Annotated in this window: 18 protein-coding genes; 4 read left to right on the forward strand and 14 right to left on the reverse strand. The window is 63.6% G+C overall.

The window, feature by feature from the left end; genetic code table 11:
* Window positions 1–33: 33 nt before the first annotated feature.
* Both G7Y52_RS03715 and G7Y52_RS03720 read right to left on the reverse strand, forming a co-directional pair.
* Complete coding sequence (locus G7Y52_RS03715; RefSeq protein ID WP_165066265.1) at window positions 34–2,244, reverse strand: peptidase U32 family protein; 2,211 nt, start codon at window positions 2,242–2,244, stop codon at window positions 34–36.
* Window positions 2,241–3,260, reverse strand: coding sequence for an NAD-dependent epimerase (locus G7Y52_RS03720; RefSeq protein ID WP_165066270.1), 1,020 nt, complete (start codon window positions 3,258–3,260; stop codon window positions 2,241–2,243). The genes G7Y52_RS03715 and G7Y52_RS03720 overlap by 4 nt, the downstream gene beginning before the upstream one ends.
* Window positions 3,261–3,442: 182 nt before the next feature.
* Here G7Y52_RS03720 and G7Y52_RS03725 point away from each other — a divergent pair, with 182 nt between their 5' ends.
* Window positions 3,443–4,477 (forward strand): hypothetical protein, encoded by a 1,035-nt coding sequence (locus G7Y52_RS03725; protein WP_241159580.1) that lies wholly within the window; start codon window positions 3,443–3,445, stop codon window positions 4,475–4,477.
* Here G7Y52_RS03725 and G7Y52_RS03730 read toward each other — a convergent pair.
* The 6 genes from G7Y52_RS03730 to trpS all read right to left on the reverse strand — a co-directional run bounded on the left by G7Y52_RS03730 (window position 4,440) and on the right by trpS (window position 9,573).
* Window positions 4,440–5,087 carry a precorrin-8X methylmutase gene (locus G7Y52_RS03730; RefSeq protein WP_165066273.1) on the reverse strand — a complete coding sequence of 216 codons (648 nt, stop codon included), beginning with the start codon at window positions 5,085–5,087 and terminating at the stop codon, window positions 4,440–4,442. The genes G7Y52_RS03725 and G7Y52_RS03730 overlap by 38 nt on opposite strands.
* Entirely contained in the window at window positions 5,080–6,669 is a 1,590-nt protein-coding gene (locus tag G7Y52_RS03735) for a cobyrinate a,c-diamide synthase (RefSeq protein WP_165066276.1), read from the reverse strand. Before G7Y52_RS03735 ends, G7Y52_RS03730 begins: the two co-directional genes overlap by 8 nt.
* 59 nt (window positions 6,670–6,728) lie before the next feature.
* Entirely contained in the window at window positions 6,729–6,965 is a 237-nt protein-coding gene (locus G7Y52_RS03740) for a hypothetical protein (protein WP_165066280.1), read from the reverse strand.
* Between the two features lie 130 nt (window positions 6,966–7,095).
* Entirely contained in the window at window positions 7,096–8,148 is a 1,053-nt protein-coding gene (mltG, locus tag G7Y52_RS03745) for an endolytic transglycosylase MltG (RefSeq protein WP_165066283.1), read from the reverse strand.
* Entirely contained in the window at window positions 8,145–8,582 is a 438-nt protein-coding gene (gene ruvX, locus G7Y52_RS03750) for a Holliday junction resolvase RuvX (protein ID WP_165066319.1), read from the reverse strand. Before ruvX ends, mltG begins: the two co-directional genes overlap by 4 nt.
* A 4-nt stretch (window positions 8,583–8,586) precedes the next feature.
* A complete protein-coding gene (trpS, locus tag G7Y52_RS03755; RefSeq protein ID WP_165066286.1) occupies window positions 8,587–9,573 on the reverse strand; it encodes a tryptophan--tRNA ligase in 987 nt (328 codons plus the stop codon).
* A gap of 124 nt (window positions 9,574–9,697) precedes the next feature.
* Here trpS and G7Y52_RS03760 point away from each other — a divergent pair, with 124 nt between their 5' ends.
* On the forward strand, window positions 9,698–9,928 hold the full coding sequence (locus G7Y52_RS03760) for a hypothetical protein (RefSeq protein ID WP_165066289.1): 231 nt from the start codon (window positions 9,698–9,700) through the stop codon (window positions 9,926–9,928).
* Here G7Y52_RS03760 and G7Y52_RS03765 read toward each other — a convergent pair.
* The 4 genes from G7Y52_RS03765 to rnhA form a co-directional block, all read right to left on the reverse strand.
* A complete protein-coding gene (locus G7Y52_RS03765) occupies window positions 9,846–10,520 on the reverse strand; it encodes a site-2 protease family protein (RefSeq protein WP_165066292.1) in 675 nt (224 codons plus the stop codon). The two genes, G7Y52_RS03760 and G7Y52_RS03765, sit on opposite strands and share 83 nt — an antisense overlap.
* Before the next feature lie 77 nt (window positions 10,521–10,597).
* Window positions 10,598–10,852 (reverse strand): hypothetical protein, encoded by a 255-nt coding sequence (locus G7Y52_RS03770; protein ID WP_165066295.1) that lies wholly within the window; start codon window positions 10,850–10,852, stop codon window positions 10,598–10,600.
* Window positions 10,853–10,890: 38 nt separating this feature from the next.
* Window positions 10,891–11,865 carry a hypothetical protein gene (locus tag G7Y52_RS03775; RefSeq protein WP_165066298.1) on the reverse strand — a complete coding sequence of 325 codons (975 nt, stop codon included), beginning with the start codon at window positions 11,863–11,865 and terminating at the stop codon, window positions 10,891–10,893.
* Between the two features lie 7 nt (window positions 11,866–11,872).
* Window positions 11,873–12,352, reverse strand: a complete 480-nt coding sequence (rnhA, locus tag G7Y52_RS03780) for a ribonuclease HI (RefSeq protein WP_165066301.1) — start codon at window positions 12,350–12,352, stop codon at window positions 11,873–11,875.
* Window positions 12,353–12,924: 572 nt separating this feature from the next.
* On the opposite strand from rnhA, the gene ltnD reads away from it, so the two are divergent.
* Entirely contained in the window at window positions 12,925–13,821 is an 897-nt protein-coding gene (gene ltnD / locus G7Y52_RS03785) for an L-threonate dehydrogenase (RefSeq protein ID WP_165066304.1), read from the forward strand.
* 216 nt (window positions 13,822–14,037) lie between these two features.
* Complete coding sequence (locus G7Y52_RS03790; RefSeq protein WP_165066307.1) at window positions 14,038–15,006, forward strand: AraC family transcriptional regulator; 969 nt, start codon at window positions 14,038–14,040, stop codon at window positions 15,004–15,006.
* A 90-nt stretch (window positions 15,007–15,096) separates the two neighbouring features.
* Here the strand turns inward: G7Y52_RS03790 and G7Y52_RS03795 are convergent, their stop codons facing one another.
* Window positions 15,097–15,645 (reverse strand): pyruvate kinase alpha/beta domain-containing protein, encoded by a 549-nt coding sequence (locus tag G7Y52_RS03795; RefSeq protein ID WP_165066310.1) that lies wholly within the window; start codon window positions 15,643–15,645, stop codon window positions 15,097–15,099.
* Window positions 15,646–15,741: 96 nt separating this feature from the next.
* A complete protein-coding gene (locus tag G7Y52_RS03800; RefSeq protein WP_277424283.1) occupies window positions 15,742–16,281 on the reverse strand; it encodes an IS630 family transposase in 540 nt (179 codons plus the stop codon).
* Between the last annotated feature and the right edge of the window lie 34 nt (window positions 16,282–16,315).

The raw sequence follows: 16,315 nt of genomic DNA on the forward strand, positions 1-16,315 counted from the left end.
CTGTCGCTGCGCGCAACGGCAAAAGCCGCAACGCTACAACAGCGCGCCTTCCCAGTTGAACAGGCCTTGCCGCCGCAGTTCGGGCAGCGCGGCCGGGGGATTTTCCCGCATGTGGGCAAAAAAGCCGTAGCCCGCGGTCGTCAGCTCCTGCCGTTTAGCCGAGAGATCCAGAGGCCAGCCGGGATAGATCCAGATATTGCCGCCGTATTGCCGGGCCCAGAAGGCCTCGCCCTTGGGGCTCAGAAAGGGCTCGTCGGCTTTGATGCCCAGCAGGCCGAAGCGGCTGATGCCCACAGGCCAGAAGCCGTCGAGCACCAGACCCAGCGGCAGGGGGCTTTGCCCCGGCAAGGCCAGCAGATCCTCGCGGCTGAGTTCCGGGGCGGCAAAAGCCCCCACAAAGCCCATGCGCGCGAGAATGCCCAGGGCCGCTGCATTGGCGGCATTGCAGAAGGGCCCGGCCAGCAGATCCGCGGCCCCGGCGTCGGCCGGAAAAAAGCCGCGCTGCCAGGGCGCGTTGCAGACAAAATGCCGCGCGCCGTCGCGCCAGAGGCGGGTGATCAGGCGCTGGAAATTTTCTTCTTCGTCCGGCCAGATGACCGGCGGCAGCCACCAGGAGATGCGCGGCGTCACGGTGCGCGAAATCCCGGCGCTGCGCGGGGAGAGCCAAAGCCCCATGATTTGATTGCGGCCGCCGCGCGTCTCGCGCCCCTGGGGCAGGCTTGAGCGCAGAAAAATATCAGGCCCTGGCCGCGCCCTGACGGCCACGGGCAGACGAGGAGCGCTCTCCACAGCCCGGCTCTGCCGCGCAGGCAGGGCGTCCAGCCGGGCCTGCCAGTCTTTCAGCAGGAGCATCAGTTCCGGCTCGCGCCTGTCGATCAGAAAAACCGGCGTGCCCGTCCTGGGGGTCTTGTGCCGGGGCAAGCGCAGCGTCAGGCTTCCGGCTTTGGGGATGCGCCGGGTCACGGGCAGCGTGGCGTGCCAGCGCTCATCCTCCACGCCCACGCGCAGAAGATCCTGGGGCAAAAGCTCAAAGTGGGGCTTGAGCAGGATGCGTCCGTCGGGCTCGGATCGCACTTTGCCGGCCAGCAGGCCCGAACTGGTCTGGCCGTCGGGCGCAAGGGGCAGCGTGTTTTTCTGCGGCAGAAAGCGCGCCCGGCTCGGCGGGCGGCCCAGAGCCATTTGCAAAATTTCCTCCGCAGTCCTGCGGGCTTTGGAATCGCCGGGATTATCCCGCAACATGCGATAGGCCGTGACCGCATGGTACACATAATGCGGCCCTTTCTTGCGGCCCTCGATTTTCCAGGAGACCAGATGGGGGATGTCCAAAAGAGTTTTGGCCAGCACATCCAGGGAAAGATCCAGGCAGGAAAAATACCGTCCGCTGTGCTCCCTGCCGCGGCTCGGGGGCCGGGGCGCGCGGCGCGGCTCGCCTGTCCGGGCAAAGCGATCGCCGCCTTTGCCGCGATCCCCGCGGCTGCGCTCCGCCGCGGCCAAAAGCTCCCCGCGGCCGTCGCGTTCCTCTTTTTCCGCGTGGCGCGCCAGGGCCAGCGCGGCCGCGCCGCCCTGGCGATACACCCGGCGGCAGGGCTGCACGCAACGGCCGCGCAAGCCGCTTTTGCCGCCCATGTAACTTGACCAGTAGCAACGACCGGAAACGCAATAGCACAAGGCGCCGTGGACAAAACATTCCAGATCCAGGCCCTGGGGGCAGGCCTCGCCCATGCGCCGGATTTCGTCAATGGAAAGCTCGCGCGGCAGAATCACCCGGCCGGCTCCCAGGGCAAGCGCCTGGCGCAACGCTTCCGGATGCGTCAGATTCGCCAGGGTGGAGAGAAAGAGCCCGCCTTCAAAACCGGCCTGCCGGGCCAGATCAAGCATGCCCGGATCCTGGATGATCAGGCCGTCCGGCCGCACCTGCCGGGCCAGACGCGCGGCCAGGCGGTAGGCGGCGGCTGTTTCGCCGGGTTTGATCAGGGTGTTCATGGCCACATATACGCGGGCATTTTCGGCATGGGCCAGATCCGTGAGCCGCGAAAGCTCGGTGAGGCCGAAATTCCCGGCCTGCATCCGGGCCGAAAAATGCTTCAGGCCCAGGTAGACGGCATCGGCGCCCGCGGCAAGGGCCGCCAGAAAAGAGGGCGCGTCACCAGCCGGAGCAAGGATTTCTGGCCGTTGTGGCGTGGCAGTGGTCACGCCCGCGCTTTGGGGCGCGCCGGAGGCACTGTGTCGGGTGGAGTCACTCATGCGTTGTAATACTCTTTGTACCAGGCCGCAAAGCGGGCAATGCCTTCGCGCAGGGGCGTCATCGGCGCAAAGCCGGTGGCCAGGGTCAGGGCGTTGATGTCGGCCCAGGTGGCTTCGACGTCGCCGGGCTGCATGGGCAGAAGTTCCTTGCGGGCCTTTTTGCCCAGGGCTTCTTCCAGCACGGCGATAAATTCGTTGAGCTCCACGGTCTGATGGTTGCCAATATTATAGATGCGCCAGGGCGCGGAACTGGAGGACGGATCCGGCGCGGCCGGATCAAAGGCAGGATTCGGCGCGGCAGCCAGGGGCAAAAGCCGTATCATGCCTTCCACAATATCGTCGATATAGGTGAAATCCCGGCGCATACGGCCCTGATTGAAAACCTTGACGGGCTCGCCCCGCAAAATGGCCGTGGTGAACAAATGCAGGGCCATGTCAGGCCGTCCCCACGGGCCGTAGACAGTGAAAAAGCGCAGCCCGGTGCAGGGCAGGCGGTATAAGTGGCTGTAGGCATGGGCCATGAGCTCGTTGCTTTTTTTGGAGGCGGCGTAGAGGCTTACCGGATGATCGACGTTGTGCCGTTCGGAATACGGCTGGGCCGCGTTCAGGCCGTAGACGGAAGAGGAGGAGGCAAAGAGCAGATGCTCCACGCCGCCGTGGCGGCAGCCCTCAAGCAGATGGCCGAAGCCCGTCAGATTGGAGCTGATGTAGGAAGCCGGGTTTTGCAGGCTGTAACGCACGCCCGCCTGCGCGGCCAGGTTGACCACATGACTGAATTTCTCCCGCGCGAACAAGGCTTCCATGCCCGCTCTGTCGGCCAGATCCAGCAACTCGAAACGAAAGCGGGAGCGCGCCTCGGGCAGGGCTTCCAGTTGGGCCAGACGATCCTTTTTTAATCGGACATCATAGTAGTCATTGCAGTTGTCAATGCCCACCACGCTGTGCCCGTCGGAAAGAAGCCGCCGGACCAGATGAAAGCCGATAAAACCGGCCGCGCCGGTCACCAGAACATGCATAGTCGCCTCCCGCGCTGAATGCAGGCCCAAGGTAAGCCAGATGCGGCTTGTGAGCAAGGGCGGATGGGGCGGCAGGGGCGCGTCCCGGATCTCAACGCGCCCTGCCGCCGCAGCGCGGCGGAAATGCGGGGCTTGCGGGATCGGAAGCAGGCACGTATGCTCAGATTCCATTGAGGTAGGGCATGAATATTTTCGGCAAGCGTTCCCGTCCGGCTTCTTCGGAAAGCCGCAAGCGTTCCGCGCAGGCGGAGGGCAAAACCGGCCAGGCGCAGGCGGCGCGATCCGACACTTCGCCGGAGGCCGCGCAGGCGGCTGATCAGGAGCAAAGGCGTGAGCGCCGCGACAGGCCGTTGCCCTGGTATGCCGGGCAGTACAAGGACGTGCTGCTGTATCTGTTGATCGCAGTGTTTTTTGTGGAGCTCATCGTGGGTGGCGTGGCATTTTTTTACGGCCTGATGCGCGCCGCGCCCCTGACGCCCGGCGGGCCGCCCATGGCCCGCTTTCCCTGGTTGGGCTGGGCTGCGGCCGCAGTGCTCGCGCCCGTGGGCCTTTTGCTTATTGTGCATTTGATCGGAAGCTGGATTTCCCATGCTCTCAATCGGGATCAGCGCGAGGAAAGCACAGACGCAGGCGCGGACGAGCTGCCCGAACGCCTGCGGCGTTTTTACGCCATTATCCGCAATGCGCCCACAGTGGTGGTGCTGGTGGGCATTTTGCTGCTCGGGGCCGGGCTCTTTTTTGTGGACGGGGCCCTTTCCGCCCTGGTGCGCCTGGGCGGCGCGCTGACGCGCTATATCCCCTGGCTGGCCGGCAGCGCGGCTGCCCTGCTGGCGGTTTGCTATCTGGGGCATCGCTGGTTCATTTATCGCCAGCGCCGTCTGGATCAGGAGTACGCCTACCGCCGCGAAGTGCTTGAGCGCACGGGCATTGTGCTGGTGGACAAGGGCTGCGTGCCGCTGCCGCGCCAGGAGGAACAGCGCGCGGCTCTGGCCGGGGCTCGGATTATGCCCAGGGCCGCCTTGCCGCCTGTGCTGGATGTGGAGGGCACAGCGGGGGACGAGGCAGCGGCGGAGGAAAAGGCAAATCCTGAAGCGGAGCAGGCAGAAGAAGCGCAGAACCCGGAAAGGGCGCCAAAGGCAGACGCATCGCAAAAGGCGGCGGCCGGAGGTTCCCGCGCCCTCAGCGGCGCGCCAGAGCCAGATCCGCCAGCGCGTTGACGCAGGCCGCGGCCACGGCCGATCCGCCCTTGCGTCCCAACAGGGTGAAGTGCGGCCAGGGGCTGCGCAAGAGCAGTTCCTTGGATTGCGCCGCATTCACAAAGCCCACGGGCATACCCACGATCAGCGCGGGCGCGGGCGCGCCCTGTTCCAGAAGCTCCAGCAGACAGAGCAGGGCCGTGGGCGCGTTGCCAATGACCATAATCTGCCCGGCAAGCCTGTGGGCAACGGCTTCCACAGCCGCGCGCGCGCGCGTGATCCCTTTGTGGCGCGCGGCCTCGTCCAGACCGGGCAGCCCCATCAGCGGCGTCACGCTGACGCCCAGGGGCGTCAGACGGCGCAGGGGCAGGCCCGCGGCGGCCATGCGCGTATCCGTAAAGACCGTGCAGCCCGCCTGCAAGGCCGCGAGACCTGCCGCAAGGCCTTGCGGGCTTAAGCGCAAATCCGCAAGAATATCCGTATCGCCCAGCGTGTGCACGCAACGCCGGGCCACCTGCCAGAGTTCCCCGGCAAAGGGGCGCGGTTCGGGAATTTCAGCGTCGATGATCGCAAAGGAACGGGCCTCAATGGCATCCGGCGTGCTTGCGGGGTCCAGGCGTATTTCAGACATGGCGGCCTTGGGGTTGAATTTCGGGGAAGCGCAGGGAGGCCAGCCAGGCTCTCCAGAAACGGCGCGAGCCTTCCGGGTAGAGGTGCAGCCAGGAACCGGCCACGGAACCCAGGCGGCAGCCCTCCCGCCCCAGGAGAAGCCCCCGGCTGTCATAGAGTTCCCAGAGCGGGCAGCAGCCGGGCGGCAGATCCTGCTCCGCCGTCCGGCCGTAATGAAATTCATGGCCGCGCGCCCACAGCGGGCCGTCACGGCCGGGCCAGCCATGCAGCGCCAGGGCCGCGCGGTAGCCCAGGGCCGCGCGCGTTTGGCCCATTACGCAATGCAGGGGCAAGAGCCCGCTCATGGGATAGGTCTGGCCCGCATGGCTCACGGAATGCATCAGATAAATGTAGCCGCCGCATTCGCCGTAGATCGGCACGCCCTGGGCCGCCAGACGGCGCAGGGCCTCGCGCATGGGGGCGTTGGCGGCCAGATCCTGCGCGTGCAGCTCCGGATAGCCGCCGGGGAAATAAAGGCCCCGGCAGCCCCGCGGCGGCGCTTTGTCCTTGAGGGGCGAAAAAAAAGCGAGATCAACGCCCAGTTCCTGAAGGGTGGCGGGCAGATCCGCATAACAAAAGCTGAAAGCCGCATCCCAGGCCATGCCGAGCAGGGGCCGGGCCGCCCGCCCGGGCCGCAGTCCGCGCCGGGCCGGGAAAAAACGGGTCTGCGCGGCTGCCGCAAGCGGCGTGGAAGCCGAAGATTCTGATTCCGCCCCGGGCAAGGCCGCTGCGGGCTTCACGCGCGGGCGGCTCAGGGGCGCGCCCAGCAGCGTAAGCAGCTGGTCAAGACGGCAATGGCGCTCCAGCCAGCGGGCCAGAGCCTGCCTGTCCAGGCCGGGCACAGCCTCGCGGGCTTCCACAAGACCCAGATGACGCGCATCCAGCCGGGGCGCGCCCGCGCGCGGCAAAAGCCCCAGCAGCGGCACGTTGAGCTCTTGTTCCAAAGGGGCAAGAGCCTCGCGCAAAATTTCGACATGCCGCTCGCCGCCCACATGGGTACAGAGCATTCCCGCAAACGCGGGTCGCCCGCAGAACCCGGCCCAGGCCGGGCAATGGCGCAGAAAACCCTCGGCCAGGGCGGCGGCCGACTGCCCCAGGCCGTGCGCGTTGAGAATCAGCAGCACGGGCAGCCCGAGCATTGCCGCCAGTTGCGCCGTGCAGCCCGCGCCCCTGCCGCCCCCGTCATAGAGGCCCATGGCTCCTTCCAGCAGCAGCATGTCCGGACGCGCCGCAAATGTTCCGCGGCCCTGCGCGCGGGCCAAAAGCCGGGCCAGGCCGCGCGGCATGCGGGGGAGGCTGTCCTCATCCGGGCGCGCCGGGGCCTCGCGGCACATCCAGGCATCCAGATTGGCGGCCGGCCTTTCGGTGAGCGCGGCGTGAAAGGCCGCGTCAATGAAATCCGGCCCGGTTTTGGCCGCGTGCACGTTGAGGCCGCGGGCCCTGAGCGCGCAGAGCAGGGCCAGGGTCGTGACGGTTTTGCCGGAATTGCTGCCGGACCCCCCGATGACCAGGCCGGGCACGCGGCGCGAAACTGCATCCGTCATGCAAAAAGCTGCTCCGTGTTGCTGTTGCTCCGGGTATGCCGGGCAAGGCCGATGGCGGCTCAACGGCAGCGCAGGGCCTCGGCAATGATCGCCGCATCCTCCGCAGGCCGGGCCTTGATGCCCAGCTCATTGCTGCCGCCGCTGCAGACAAAGCCCGCGGGCCCCAGTTCAAGAACCCCGCCCGCGATGATCTGGCCGTAGGGCAGCTGGTCGCGCATGTCGCCGTGATCCACCCGGCGCGGAAAAATAAAGGGTACGGGCCGGCCGGAAAAGTCTTCCACGATTAAATACTTCATGGGGCCTCCTCAGGCAGGATAGCACGCATGCGGCGCAGGCTCAACGACCGGGCCGCCTCCGCTCGCGGTGGCTCGATCCTGGAGCATTTTGCTTTTAGAGCGTTTAGCTAATTTCATTAGCAAAACCGCTCTAGCGCCCGGAGCGCCTGTTCCGCAGATATTGGCGCACCGCCCGGTTATGATCCGCCAGATTGGTGGAAAAGGCATGCTCGCCGCCGTCGGTTTTCGCCACAAAATAGAGAAAATCATGGGCCTCGGGATTGACGGCGGCAGCCAGGGCCGTTGTGCCGAAGGAGCTGATGGGGCCCGGGGGCAGGCCCGGCCGCTGGTAGGTATTATACAGATTGGCCGGATCGTCGAGATCCTTGCGGCGCAAATTGCCGTCAAAGCCCGGCCCCAGGCCGTAGATCACCGTGGGATCGGCCTGCAGCGGCATTTTTCGCGCCAGCCGGTTTTTGTAGACCCCGGCCACGCGCGGCCGCTCCGCGTCAAGGGCGGTTTCCTTTTCCACCACGGAGGCCAGAATGACCCATTGTTTGAGGTCCTGGGTTTTGGGCTTGCTGTTGCCCGGCCAGACCTTGGCGGCCTTGCGCCAGAAATTGTCCACCATGCGCCCGGCCACGGCCCGGGCCTGGGCCTTGAAGCGGGCGTCATCCGGCGCGTCGGCCTTTTTCAGCAGATAGGTGTCGGGCATCAGAAAGCCCTCGGCAGTGGCAAAGGGGATGCCGTAATGACGCAGAAAAGCGGGGTCCGTGATCACGTCCCGGAAGTCCGCAAAGCGGACCAGACCGGCCTCTTCCAGCAGACGTGCGGTCTGCCACCAGGTCAGGCCCTCGGGCACGGTGATTCTGAAGAGCACGGGCCTGCCGTTGACCAGCATGTCCAGCACCTTTTCGGGCAGCCAGCCGCTGTTCAGGGCAAAACGCCCGGCTTGCAGACGATTGTCCCATTTCTTGTAACGGGCCAGGAGGCTGAACTTGCGCGCGTCTGTCACCAGGCCCTTTTGGGCCAGGGCGGCGGCAACCTGCGCAAAACGCGCGCCCTGCGGCACGTCGAAAAGCATTTCACGGCCCGGCGTTTCGGGCGCGGTATGCAAAAAAACACGGGCTTCGTGCCACAGCCAGCCGCAGGCGGCCAGAATCAGCAGCAGCGCAAGGCTCAGAATGCGCAGCATGGTTTTCATGCCGGTCTCCGCTGTTCAGGGGGCAGGGCCAGAAAAGAGGCCAGAATGCGCACGGCCGCCTGTTGATCCAGCACGGCGCGGCGCTTGCGGGCCGTGAGGCCCGCGTCGCGCAAATCCGCCCAGGCTTCTTCGGAGCTGAGGAATTCGGGCATGAAAAAAACAGGCAGATCCAGCCGCCGTTTGAGGCGTTCAGTGACATTGCGCACCTGGCGCGTGGTCAGGCTTTCCCTGCCGTCAGCCGGCAGGGGCAGGCCCATGACCACCCCCCCGGCTCCCTCACGCCGGATGCGCTCGGCCAGGGCGGCAAGAAAGGCCTTGCGGCCCGGGTAATCCTCAAGCCGCAGGGTCGCCAGGGGAAACGCCAGCCGCTCTTCCGGATCGGAGACGGCAAGCCCGGTGCGGGCCAGGCCATAGTCCACGCCCAGCCACTTCAAGGAATCACAGCCCCATTTTTTGCCGCACATGGGCCATCGTGGTGACGGCAAAGGCGCGGGCCTGCTCATTGCCCTGGCTGAGAATTTCCTCCACCGCGCCCGGCCTGGCGTCCAGGGCTGCCCGGCGTTCCTGCAGGGGGCCGAGAAAGGCTTCCAGATTTTTGAGGAAGATTTTTTTGCACTCCACGCAGCCCAGTTGGGCCGAGGCGCAGCCCTGGCGGATTTCAGCCCGCTGCTCCGGGCCGGTCAGCAGCACATGGTAGGGGAAGAGATTGCAGACATCGGGATTGCCGGGATCGGATTTGCGCAGGCGCGCCGGGTCCGTGAACATGCCGCGCACTTTGGGCTCAATGTCCGCGAAGCTGTCCGAAAGAAAGATGCCGTTATTGTAGCTTTTGGACATTTTGCGCCCGTCCAGCCCCGGGCATTTGGCCGCCGGGGTGAGCATGGCCTGGGGCTCGGGAAAGAAGGGCCCGTAAAAACTGTTGAACCGGCGCGCTATTTCGCGGGTCAGCTCCAGATGCGGCAACTGATCCTCGCCCACGGGCACGCCGTGGGGCCGGTACATGAGAATGTCCGCGGCCATCAGCACCGGGTAGCAGAGAAAGCCCGCGTTGCCCAAATCCTTATTGGTGATTTGTTGTTGCTGTTCTTTGTATGTGGGGTTGCGCTCCAGCCAGGAGACCGGGGTGATCATGGAAAGCAGGAGCGAAAGCTCGCCGTGCTCCTTGACTGCGGACTGGCGGAAAATGACGCATTTTTGCGGATCAAGACCCGCGGCCACCCAGTCTTTGACCATCTCGGCAATGTTATGGCGGATGCGCGAGGGGTCAGCGTAATCGCTGGTCAGGGCATGCCAGTCGGCCACAAAAAAATAGGCCTCCTCGCGTTCCTGCAGTGCAACCCAGTTTTTGAGCACCCCGAAATAATGCCCGAGGTGCAGGGGCCCGGTGGGCCGCATGCCGGAAACCGTGCGCAGTTCTGTGCTCATCAAAAGGCCGTCCTTATGTTCTTGAGGCCGCCGGTGCGGGCGGCGTTGATCCGCAAGGCCGCTGCGGCAGCCAAAAGCCGCCCTTGCGCCCCGGGCCCGCACGCGGCAGCGCGCGCCCCGAAAAATGCGCGCCTTAGAGTATTTTCACTTTGAAAATGCTCTGCTGACGCGAAAGCGGCAGCCGCCGCAACGCGGCGTACATTCAGGCGAAAACCGCGTTTTTCGCCTGAATGCCACCTTTGACTTTCATAAAAAGTCAAAGGTAATCTGCTCTAGTGCAGGCCCAGAAGGGATAAAAGCATCCGGGAACTGCCGCTCACCAGCGGCCAGAGCACATAGCCCAGCAGGCCGGTGAACAGCAACAGCAAAAGAATAACAAAGCCGTAACGCTCAATGCTCAGATAGCGCCAGGCCATGTCGCCCGGCAGAAAATAGGACAGAACCTTGCTGCCGTCCAGCGGCGGAATGGGCAAAAGATTCAGCCAGCCCAGGCCGAAATTGATCACCACTCCGGCTTGCAGGGAGGCCAGCGCAAAAACGTAGACAGTGTTTCCCAGCCAGGCCTGGGGCGGAAAAAGGGCCAGCACAAGGCGCAGCATCACCCCGAAAAGGATGGCCAGCAGAAAGTTGGTCAACGGCCCGGCCAGGGCCACCAGCATCATGTCCCTGGCGGGATTGCGGAAATAACGGGGATTGACGGGCACAGGCCTGGCCCAGCCGAAGACGAAAGCCCCGGAAAGGCTTGTCAGGCCGAAAACCAGCAGGCCCACGGGATCAATGTGCGGCAGGGGGTTGAGGGTCAGGCGGCCCATAAAGCGGGCCGTGGGATCGCCGCAACGCTCGGCCACCCAGCCGTGGGCCATTTCGTGCAGGATGATACCCAGCAGCGCGGGCACAGCGGCAACGGCCAGGGTTTGCAGGGCCTGGGAAAAATTTATGTCAAACATGCTTGCGGGTATCATGTTCCTGGCCCGGGAGCAAGCGGAGCGGCAAGGCCCGGGGCGACGGTACGGATTGCCGGGAGCTAGCCCGAAGAAGCCACCTTGCGCACCAGCAGATCGTCGTCGGGCCAGATGCGCCGATCCGGGGTGAGCAGATCGCCGTTTCGCGCCACCAATGCGCTCTCCTCGGCCAGATGCAAAGCTTCCAGCAACTGCCGCGCGGTTTTGGGACGGGGCAGGGAAAGGAGCGTTTCTTCGGGTTGCAGCAGCACTGTGACCCGCGCGCCCTTGTGATCAGGACGCAGCACGCGCGCGGTTTTTTCTTCCACTGTCGTCATTGCCGTCTCCTTTTTCTTTTTCCCATTCTGCCCGCCTCTTATGAACAATAATAATACAAAAGCGTCACCAGCGCCATGCTGGCGGCCCGCAGGCCCTGATTGGCAAGGATCAGGCGCAGGGCCAGGCCGGGCCGGAAAAAGCCGGAATAGGCCGGCAACTGATGGCGCAGCGCGCGCATGGGCGTGGAAAGGATGTTGCCCACCATCAGCGCCAGCACCACGTCGCGGGCCGAAAGGCCGCCGGTCTGGAGCACGCTGCCCGCCGCGCCAAGGGCCGCGCCCAGCTCCGCGGCCAGATGCAGGACGATGATGCCCATGGCCTGCGGCTTGAGAAAGGCGAGCCAGCCCATGTGCCCGGCCAGCCAGTTCTCGGCCAGACTGAAAAAGCCGTAGTGCTGCAAAAGGTACATCAGCACATAGATGGGCGCGGTAAAATACACCAGCCTGGGCAGACGACGGCGAAAACGCTTCCAGGCCGCGCGCAGGGCCGCGCCCCAGCGGGTGCGCTCGTCGCTGCCGGCCTTGCAGACCAGGCAGCCGGGCGGCGGGGGCGGCAGGAGGCTGCGGGCCAGCAGCACGGTAAAGGCCGTGCGCCCGGCCGCTGCCGCCAGGGTAAGGCCCACATAAAACACGGCCGGCGCGCCCAGCACCGGCCAGGTGAGCAGAAAAATAGTGGGCATGTGCACCAGATACGCGGGCAGGCTGTTGAACAGATTGGCCAGCATAAGCTCGCGGCCCGAGAGTTCCCCGGCGTTGTGACTCTCGGACAACAAGCCGTTGGCCGCCGCCGGGGAGACAAAGGCCAGGGAAAAGGAAGCCCCGGCCACCTCGCGCAGATGGGCCGCGCGGGCCAGGGGCGCGGCCAGCCGGGCCAGATGCCGCGTCCAGCGCAGGGCCTCCAGCAGATTGGCGATCAGCAGACCTGCGGCCAGGCCCATGAGCAGGCGCAGCAAAGGCCAGCCCAGGGAATGCCAGAGCCCGGCCAGGGTAAAACTTGCATCCGCGTAAGGCATGGCGGCGCTAAAGATCGCGGGGGTCGAAACCGGGATCCGGCGGCAGATCCCGGCGTGCGGCGCAGCTCCGGGCCAGAACGTCGCAGCGCTCGTTCTCGGCATGACCGGCATGACCGCGCAACCAGTGGAAGCGCACCCTGTGCCGGGCCAGTTGCGGCAACAGCTTTTGCCAGAGATCCACGTTTTTTACGGGCTTTTTGTCGGCCTTGAGCCAGTTCCTTTTCTGCCAGGCCCAGATCCAGCGTTTTTCCACACTGTTGCAGACGTATTGCGAATCCGTGAAAAGTTCCACGGCGCACGGCGTCTTGAGCGCGTCCAGAGCTTCCAGCACGGCCGTGATTTCCATGCGATTATTGGTGGTCAGGGCATAGCCGCCCGCAAGTTCCTTGCGATGCGCCGCGCTCTGCAGGCAGAGCACGGCGGCCCAGCCGCCGGGGCCGGGATTGCCCAGGCAGGAGCCGTCGGTATGAATGGTCACTTGCTGCATCAATCTTCCTTTCTGAATGACGTTGTGCGCGGCCGGCCGCCTTGCGCCGCAAAATCCGCGAGGAGGGACAGGCGGACGGCGGCCAGCATACACGCCAATCTTTCGGCGGGCAAATGCCGCGAGGCCAATGTGCCGGGCCACGGTTTCAGGCTTTTCGGCGATCCGCAAAGCCGCTTCGCGGAAGCCGCCGGGCCGCTTTTCTCCAAAGAGCATTTTGCTTTTGAAATTATTCAATTTCAAAAGCGGCGCTGCCATCATTTCGCCTGAAAAGCGTTGTTTTCAGGCTCATTGCTTCAGCCGTTGCGACGAAGGAAGCTACGGATGAAGACAGCAACTGGTTACTGCGACAACCAGCCAACGCAACCGCTGTCGCTATCCGTAAGCAAGCAAAGCTTGCTAACGGCTACCGCCGGCGCGGGCGTCCGCTCCCGCGGCCGCCAGAGCGGTTGCTGTTTTCAACAGCAAACCGCTCTAGCCCGCTCTGGCGGGCGCGCCCGCTTTGGGCTATATCTCGGGAACGCGGCGAGCAAGCGCGCCTGGGCCGCTTCATCAGCCGCAAAGGAGAACAGTATATGCCGCAACAGACTTACGCGGTCATCGGGCTGGGGGCCATCGGCCTGGGCATGGCCCAATCCCTGCTGCGTGCCGGGTTGAAAACCGTGGGTTGCAACCGCGGCCCCAAGCCTCTGCGCGTCTTTGCCGAGAACGGCGGGCAGATTACCCATGATCCGGCAGAAGCGGCCGCGGCCGCGGATGTGCTCTTTCTGGCCGTGGTCAACGAGGCTCAGGTGGAAGACGTGCTTTTCGGTCAGGGCAAGGCCGCGCGGGCCATGAAAGCCGGAAGCCTGGTGGTTGGCTGCGTTACGGTCAAACCCGCTTTTGCGCGGGATCTGGAGCAGCGTCTGGCCGGGCTCGGCCTGCTCTATCTGGATGCGCCGGTATCCGGCGGACCTGCCCAGTCCAGGGCCGGAAAACTGAGCGTCATGGCCTCAGGCTCGCCCGAGGCCTTTGCCAGGGCCGAGACGGGCCTGAAGGCCGTTGCCGCCGTGGTTCACCGTTTGGGAGACGAAGCAGGCAAAGGCTCGGCCATGAAGGTGGTCAATCAACTGCTGGCAGGCGCGCATATCGCCGTGGCCGCCGAAGCCATGGCTTTGGGCTTGCGCATGGGCCTGGCCGCAGAGGACATCTATACGGTCATCACCAGCGCGGCGGCCAATTCCTGGATGTTTGAAACCCGCATGAAGCATGTGCTCAGCGGAGATTATACGCCCTTGAGCGCTGTGGACATCTTCGTCAAGGATCTGGGCATCGTCACTGAAACAACGCGGGAGCAGGCCCTGCCCGCGCCCCTGGCCGCAGCCGCGCTGCAGCAGTTCGTGGCGGCCCGCGCGCGCGGTCTGGGCCGCGAGGCGGATGCGGCGGTGATCAAGATTTTTCCGGGCATTACGCTGCCCCACAAGGAAGAGTAGGCAAAGGGGGGCGGTCCTGCCCGACTTTTACAGTCCGGCTCTTGCAGACCGGTGATACATCCGGCCAGGGCGGAATGTCTCGCCAGAGGACACTGAGGTGCGACAATCCTTAAAAAATTGCCTGATTATATCAGATGCTGTACAGAGAAAAAATTTCTTCCTATAAAGAAACCTGTGGCGGCAAACAGAAACGCAAGGCGCGCGGGGAGGATCGCCATGACGGAACAGGAGCGGGAAAAAGCGGCGGTCGTCATGGCCGAGCTCAAGCAGGTTCTGTTGCGCCGTCTGCGCGGCCCGGCCGCTTTGCAGACCGCTGTTCACGGCCTGACCCTGGTTCGCCGCGAAGCCGCCAACAGCTCGGAACGCTGCTTTGAAAAGCCTTTGGCCTCCATTCTGGTGCAGGGCCGCAAGCGTTCGATCATCGGCACGCGCACATTGGACATCGCCGAGGGTCAGTGCCTTGTCTCGGGCGTGGATCTGCCCAGCACGTCCTATATGGTCGGGTCCACGCCCCAACAGCCCTTCCTGGCGCTCTTCTTTTATCTGAACCGACAGATGATTGCCGATCTGCTTCTGGAAATGGGGCAGGATTTGCCGCCCGACAGCCAGGAGCACGGCCCGGGCGTGGCCGTTGCCGATGCCGGGCCGGATTTTCTGGAAGGAATCTTGCGGCTTGTGAAGCTCCTGGACACGCCGGAACAGATTCCCATCCGCAGCGGCCTGATCCTGCGCGAACTGCATTATCTGCTGCTGATCGGCCCGCACGGGGGCATTCTGCGGCGTCTGCACACGCAGGGAACGCAAAACCACAGCATCGTGCAGGCCATTGCCCTGCTGCGGCAGAATCCGGCCGCGTCCTTGCGGCTGGAGGATCTGGCCCGTCAGGTGCACATGTCCATCTCAAGCCTGCACCGCCATTTCAAAAAAATTACGGGCTTCAGCCCCTTGCAGTACCACAAGCAGTTACGCCTGTACGAAGCCCAGCGTCTGATGCTGACCGAAAACGAAAACGCGGCCCACGCGGCCGCGGCAGTGGGCTATGAAAGCGTGACCCAGTTCAATCGCGAGTATAAACGCCTGTTCGGCGAACCGCCGCACAGGGACATCTGCCGCCGCGCCGCGCGGCTTCCCGGCTCCGACCGCGCCGGGGCGCACAACAGCCACGCCGCCGGAGGATCGCTGTGAGCAGGGGCGGCTGCAGAACAACGCCCGGCACAATGCGGCGGCAGCCATTGCCGGGCGCAGGCAGGCCCGGCGCAAGATCCGCGGCCCGCGCTAAAAATGGCGCGGCTTGCAGACGATCTCGTTGATCTTCGTGTCCAGAATGGCATTGGCATGCGCCGGAGTGAGCAGGACGGCGGTATCCGCCCCGCGGCCGCTGCCCGCCACGGCCACCACTTCCTCGCCATAGGGAATCAGGCCCGCGTCCAGGGCCATGACGGCAATCTCCACGCAGACCTTGACGCCCTGGCCGAACATCCGCAGCGTGTCGGCCATCAGCTCCACCGGGCTCACGCCGCCGTGCTTTCTGCTGATGCCCCGCTCCGCGCCGCTCAGCACATGGGTTGCGGTAAAAACCCTGATGCCCGCGCTCTCCAATTCCTCGCGGGCCGCAGCCGGGATTCTGGCCTTTCCCGGCTCGCTGGAGCCATAGGCGTTGGTCACGCAAACAACCTGCACGCCCTGGGCATTTTTGAACAGCTTTGCGGTATCTCCGCTGCCGCTGGCGACAACAATATGCGCGATCTTTCTCTGCGCCGCCGCCTTCAAGGCCAGTTCCACGCATGTCTGGGTATTTTCCGCGCCCTTTTCCGCAAAATACATGGCAATCCTCCTTAAAAAACGAAGGTATGACTTTTAGAGTGAAATTCCTTTCTCAACCATGTAAAATGAAAATGAATTTTTTAGAGCATTTTGCTTTTAACTTTTTACATAGCCACAGGATTTAAACCATCCTTCAGCGTCTTTTTGTGTGATACAACTTAATGCTTTTCCAATGGACTTGTACAGTTCATCACATGTTTTTGCTTTCATACCCCGAAGTAATTGTTTCACTTTGCTCCACATCTTTTCAATGGGATTTAAATCCGGGCTGTATTCTGGAAGGAAAATATACTTGCAGCCTTTTTCCCTTATCAAGTTTTGGGCTGTTTTTGATTTATGGACATTCAAATTATCCATTATAACAACATCGTTAGCTTTAAGCGTTGGAAGAAGAAATTTTTCAATATAAGCATTGTACATTTTTCCATCCAGTGCCCCATCAAAAACAACACTGCAAGTCTCTCCCGTTACCCGGATTGCTGAAAGTATGCTTATCCTTTCCCAACGTCCGTCTGACGCATGATCATGGCAACGTTGGCCATCTCTGGCTCTGCCGTATAATCTCGTCATATTGGTTTTGGCACCGGTTTCATCAATAAATATCAATCTATTACATGAAGCTTTTTGCTGGAACAGTTTCCATTCCTCACGTTTCCTTCTTACATCTTCG

This window comes from Desulfovibrio sp. ZJ200 (assembly GCF_011039095.1).
GTDB lineage: Bacteria > Desulfobacterota > Desulfovibrionia > Desulfovibrionales > Desulfovibrionaceae > Desulfovibrio.

What these genes read in the sequence shown, in the direction of transcription:
- G7Y52_RS03715 (WP_165066265.1), bottom strand. Translation starts at nt 2,244, where the DNA reads ATGAGTGACTCCACCCGACACAGTGCCTCCGGCGCGCCCCAAAGCGCG.
- G7Y52_RS03720 (WP_165066270.1), bottom strand. Translation starts at nt 3,260, where the DNA reads ATGCATGTTCTGGTGACCGGCGCGGCCGGTTTTATCGGCTTTCATCTG.
- G7Y52_RS03725 (WP_241159580.1), top strand. Translation starts at nt 3,443, where the DNA reads ATGAATATTTTCGGCAAGCGTTCCCGTCCGGCTTCTTCGGAAAGCCGC.
- G7Y52_RS03730 (WP_165066273.1), bottom strand. Translation starts at nt 5,087, where the DNA reads ATGTCTGAAATACGCCTGGACCCCGCAAGCACGCCGGATGCCATTGAG.
- G7Y52_RS03735 (WP_165066276.1), bottom strand. Translation starts at nt 6,669, where the DNA reads ATGACGGATGCAGTTTCGCGCCGCGTGCCCGGCCTGGTCATCGGGGGG.
- G7Y52_RS03740 (WP_165066280.1), bottom strand. Translation starts at nt 6,965, where the DNA reads ATGAAGTATTTAATCGTGGAAGACTTTTCCGGCCGGCCCGTACCCTTT.
- mltG (WP_165066283.1), bottom strand. Translation starts at nt 8,148, where the DNA reads ATGAAAACCATGCTGCGCATTCTGAGCCTTGCGCTGCTGCTGATTCTG.
- trpS (WP_165066286.1), bottom strand. Translation starts at nt 9,573, where the DNA reads ATGAGCACAGAACTGCGCACGGTTTCCGGCATGCGGCCCACCGGGCCC.
- G7Y52_RS03760 (WP_165066289.1), top strand. Translation starts at nt 9,698, where the DNA reads ATGCGCGCCTTAGAGTATTTTCACTTTGAAAATGCTCTGCTGACGCGA.
- G7Y52_RS03765 (WP_165066292.1), bottom strand. Translation starts at nt 10,520, where the DNA reads ATGTTTGACATAAATTTTTCCCAGGCCCTGCAAACCCTGGCCGTTGCC.
- G7Y52_RS03770 (WP_165066295.1), bottom strand. Translation starts at nt 10,852, where the DNA reads ATGACGACAGTGGAAGAAAAAACCGCGCGCGTGCTGCGTCCTGATCAC.
- G7Y52_RS03775 (WP_165066298.1), bottom strand. Translation starts at nt 11,865, where the DNA reads ATGCCTTACGCGGATGCAAGTTTTACCCTGGCCGGGCTCTGGCATTCC.
- rnhA (WP_165066301.1), bottom strand. Translation starts at nt 12,352, where the DNA reads ATGCAGCAAGTGACCATTCATACCGACGGCTCCTGCCTGGGCAATCCC.
- ltnD (WP_165066304.1), top strand. Translation starts at nt 12,925, where the DNA reads ATGCCGCAACAGACTTACGCGGTCATCGGGCTGGGGGCCATCGGCCTG.
- G7Y52_RS03790 (WP_165066307.1), top strand. Translation starts at nt 14,038, where the DNA reads ATGACGGAACAGGAGCGGGAAAAAGCGGCGGTCGTCATGGCCGAGCTC.
- G7Y52_RS03795 (WP_165066310.1), bottom strand. Translation starts at nt 15,645, where the DNA reads ATGTATTTTGCGGAAAAGGGCGCGGAAAATACCCAGACATGCGTGGAA.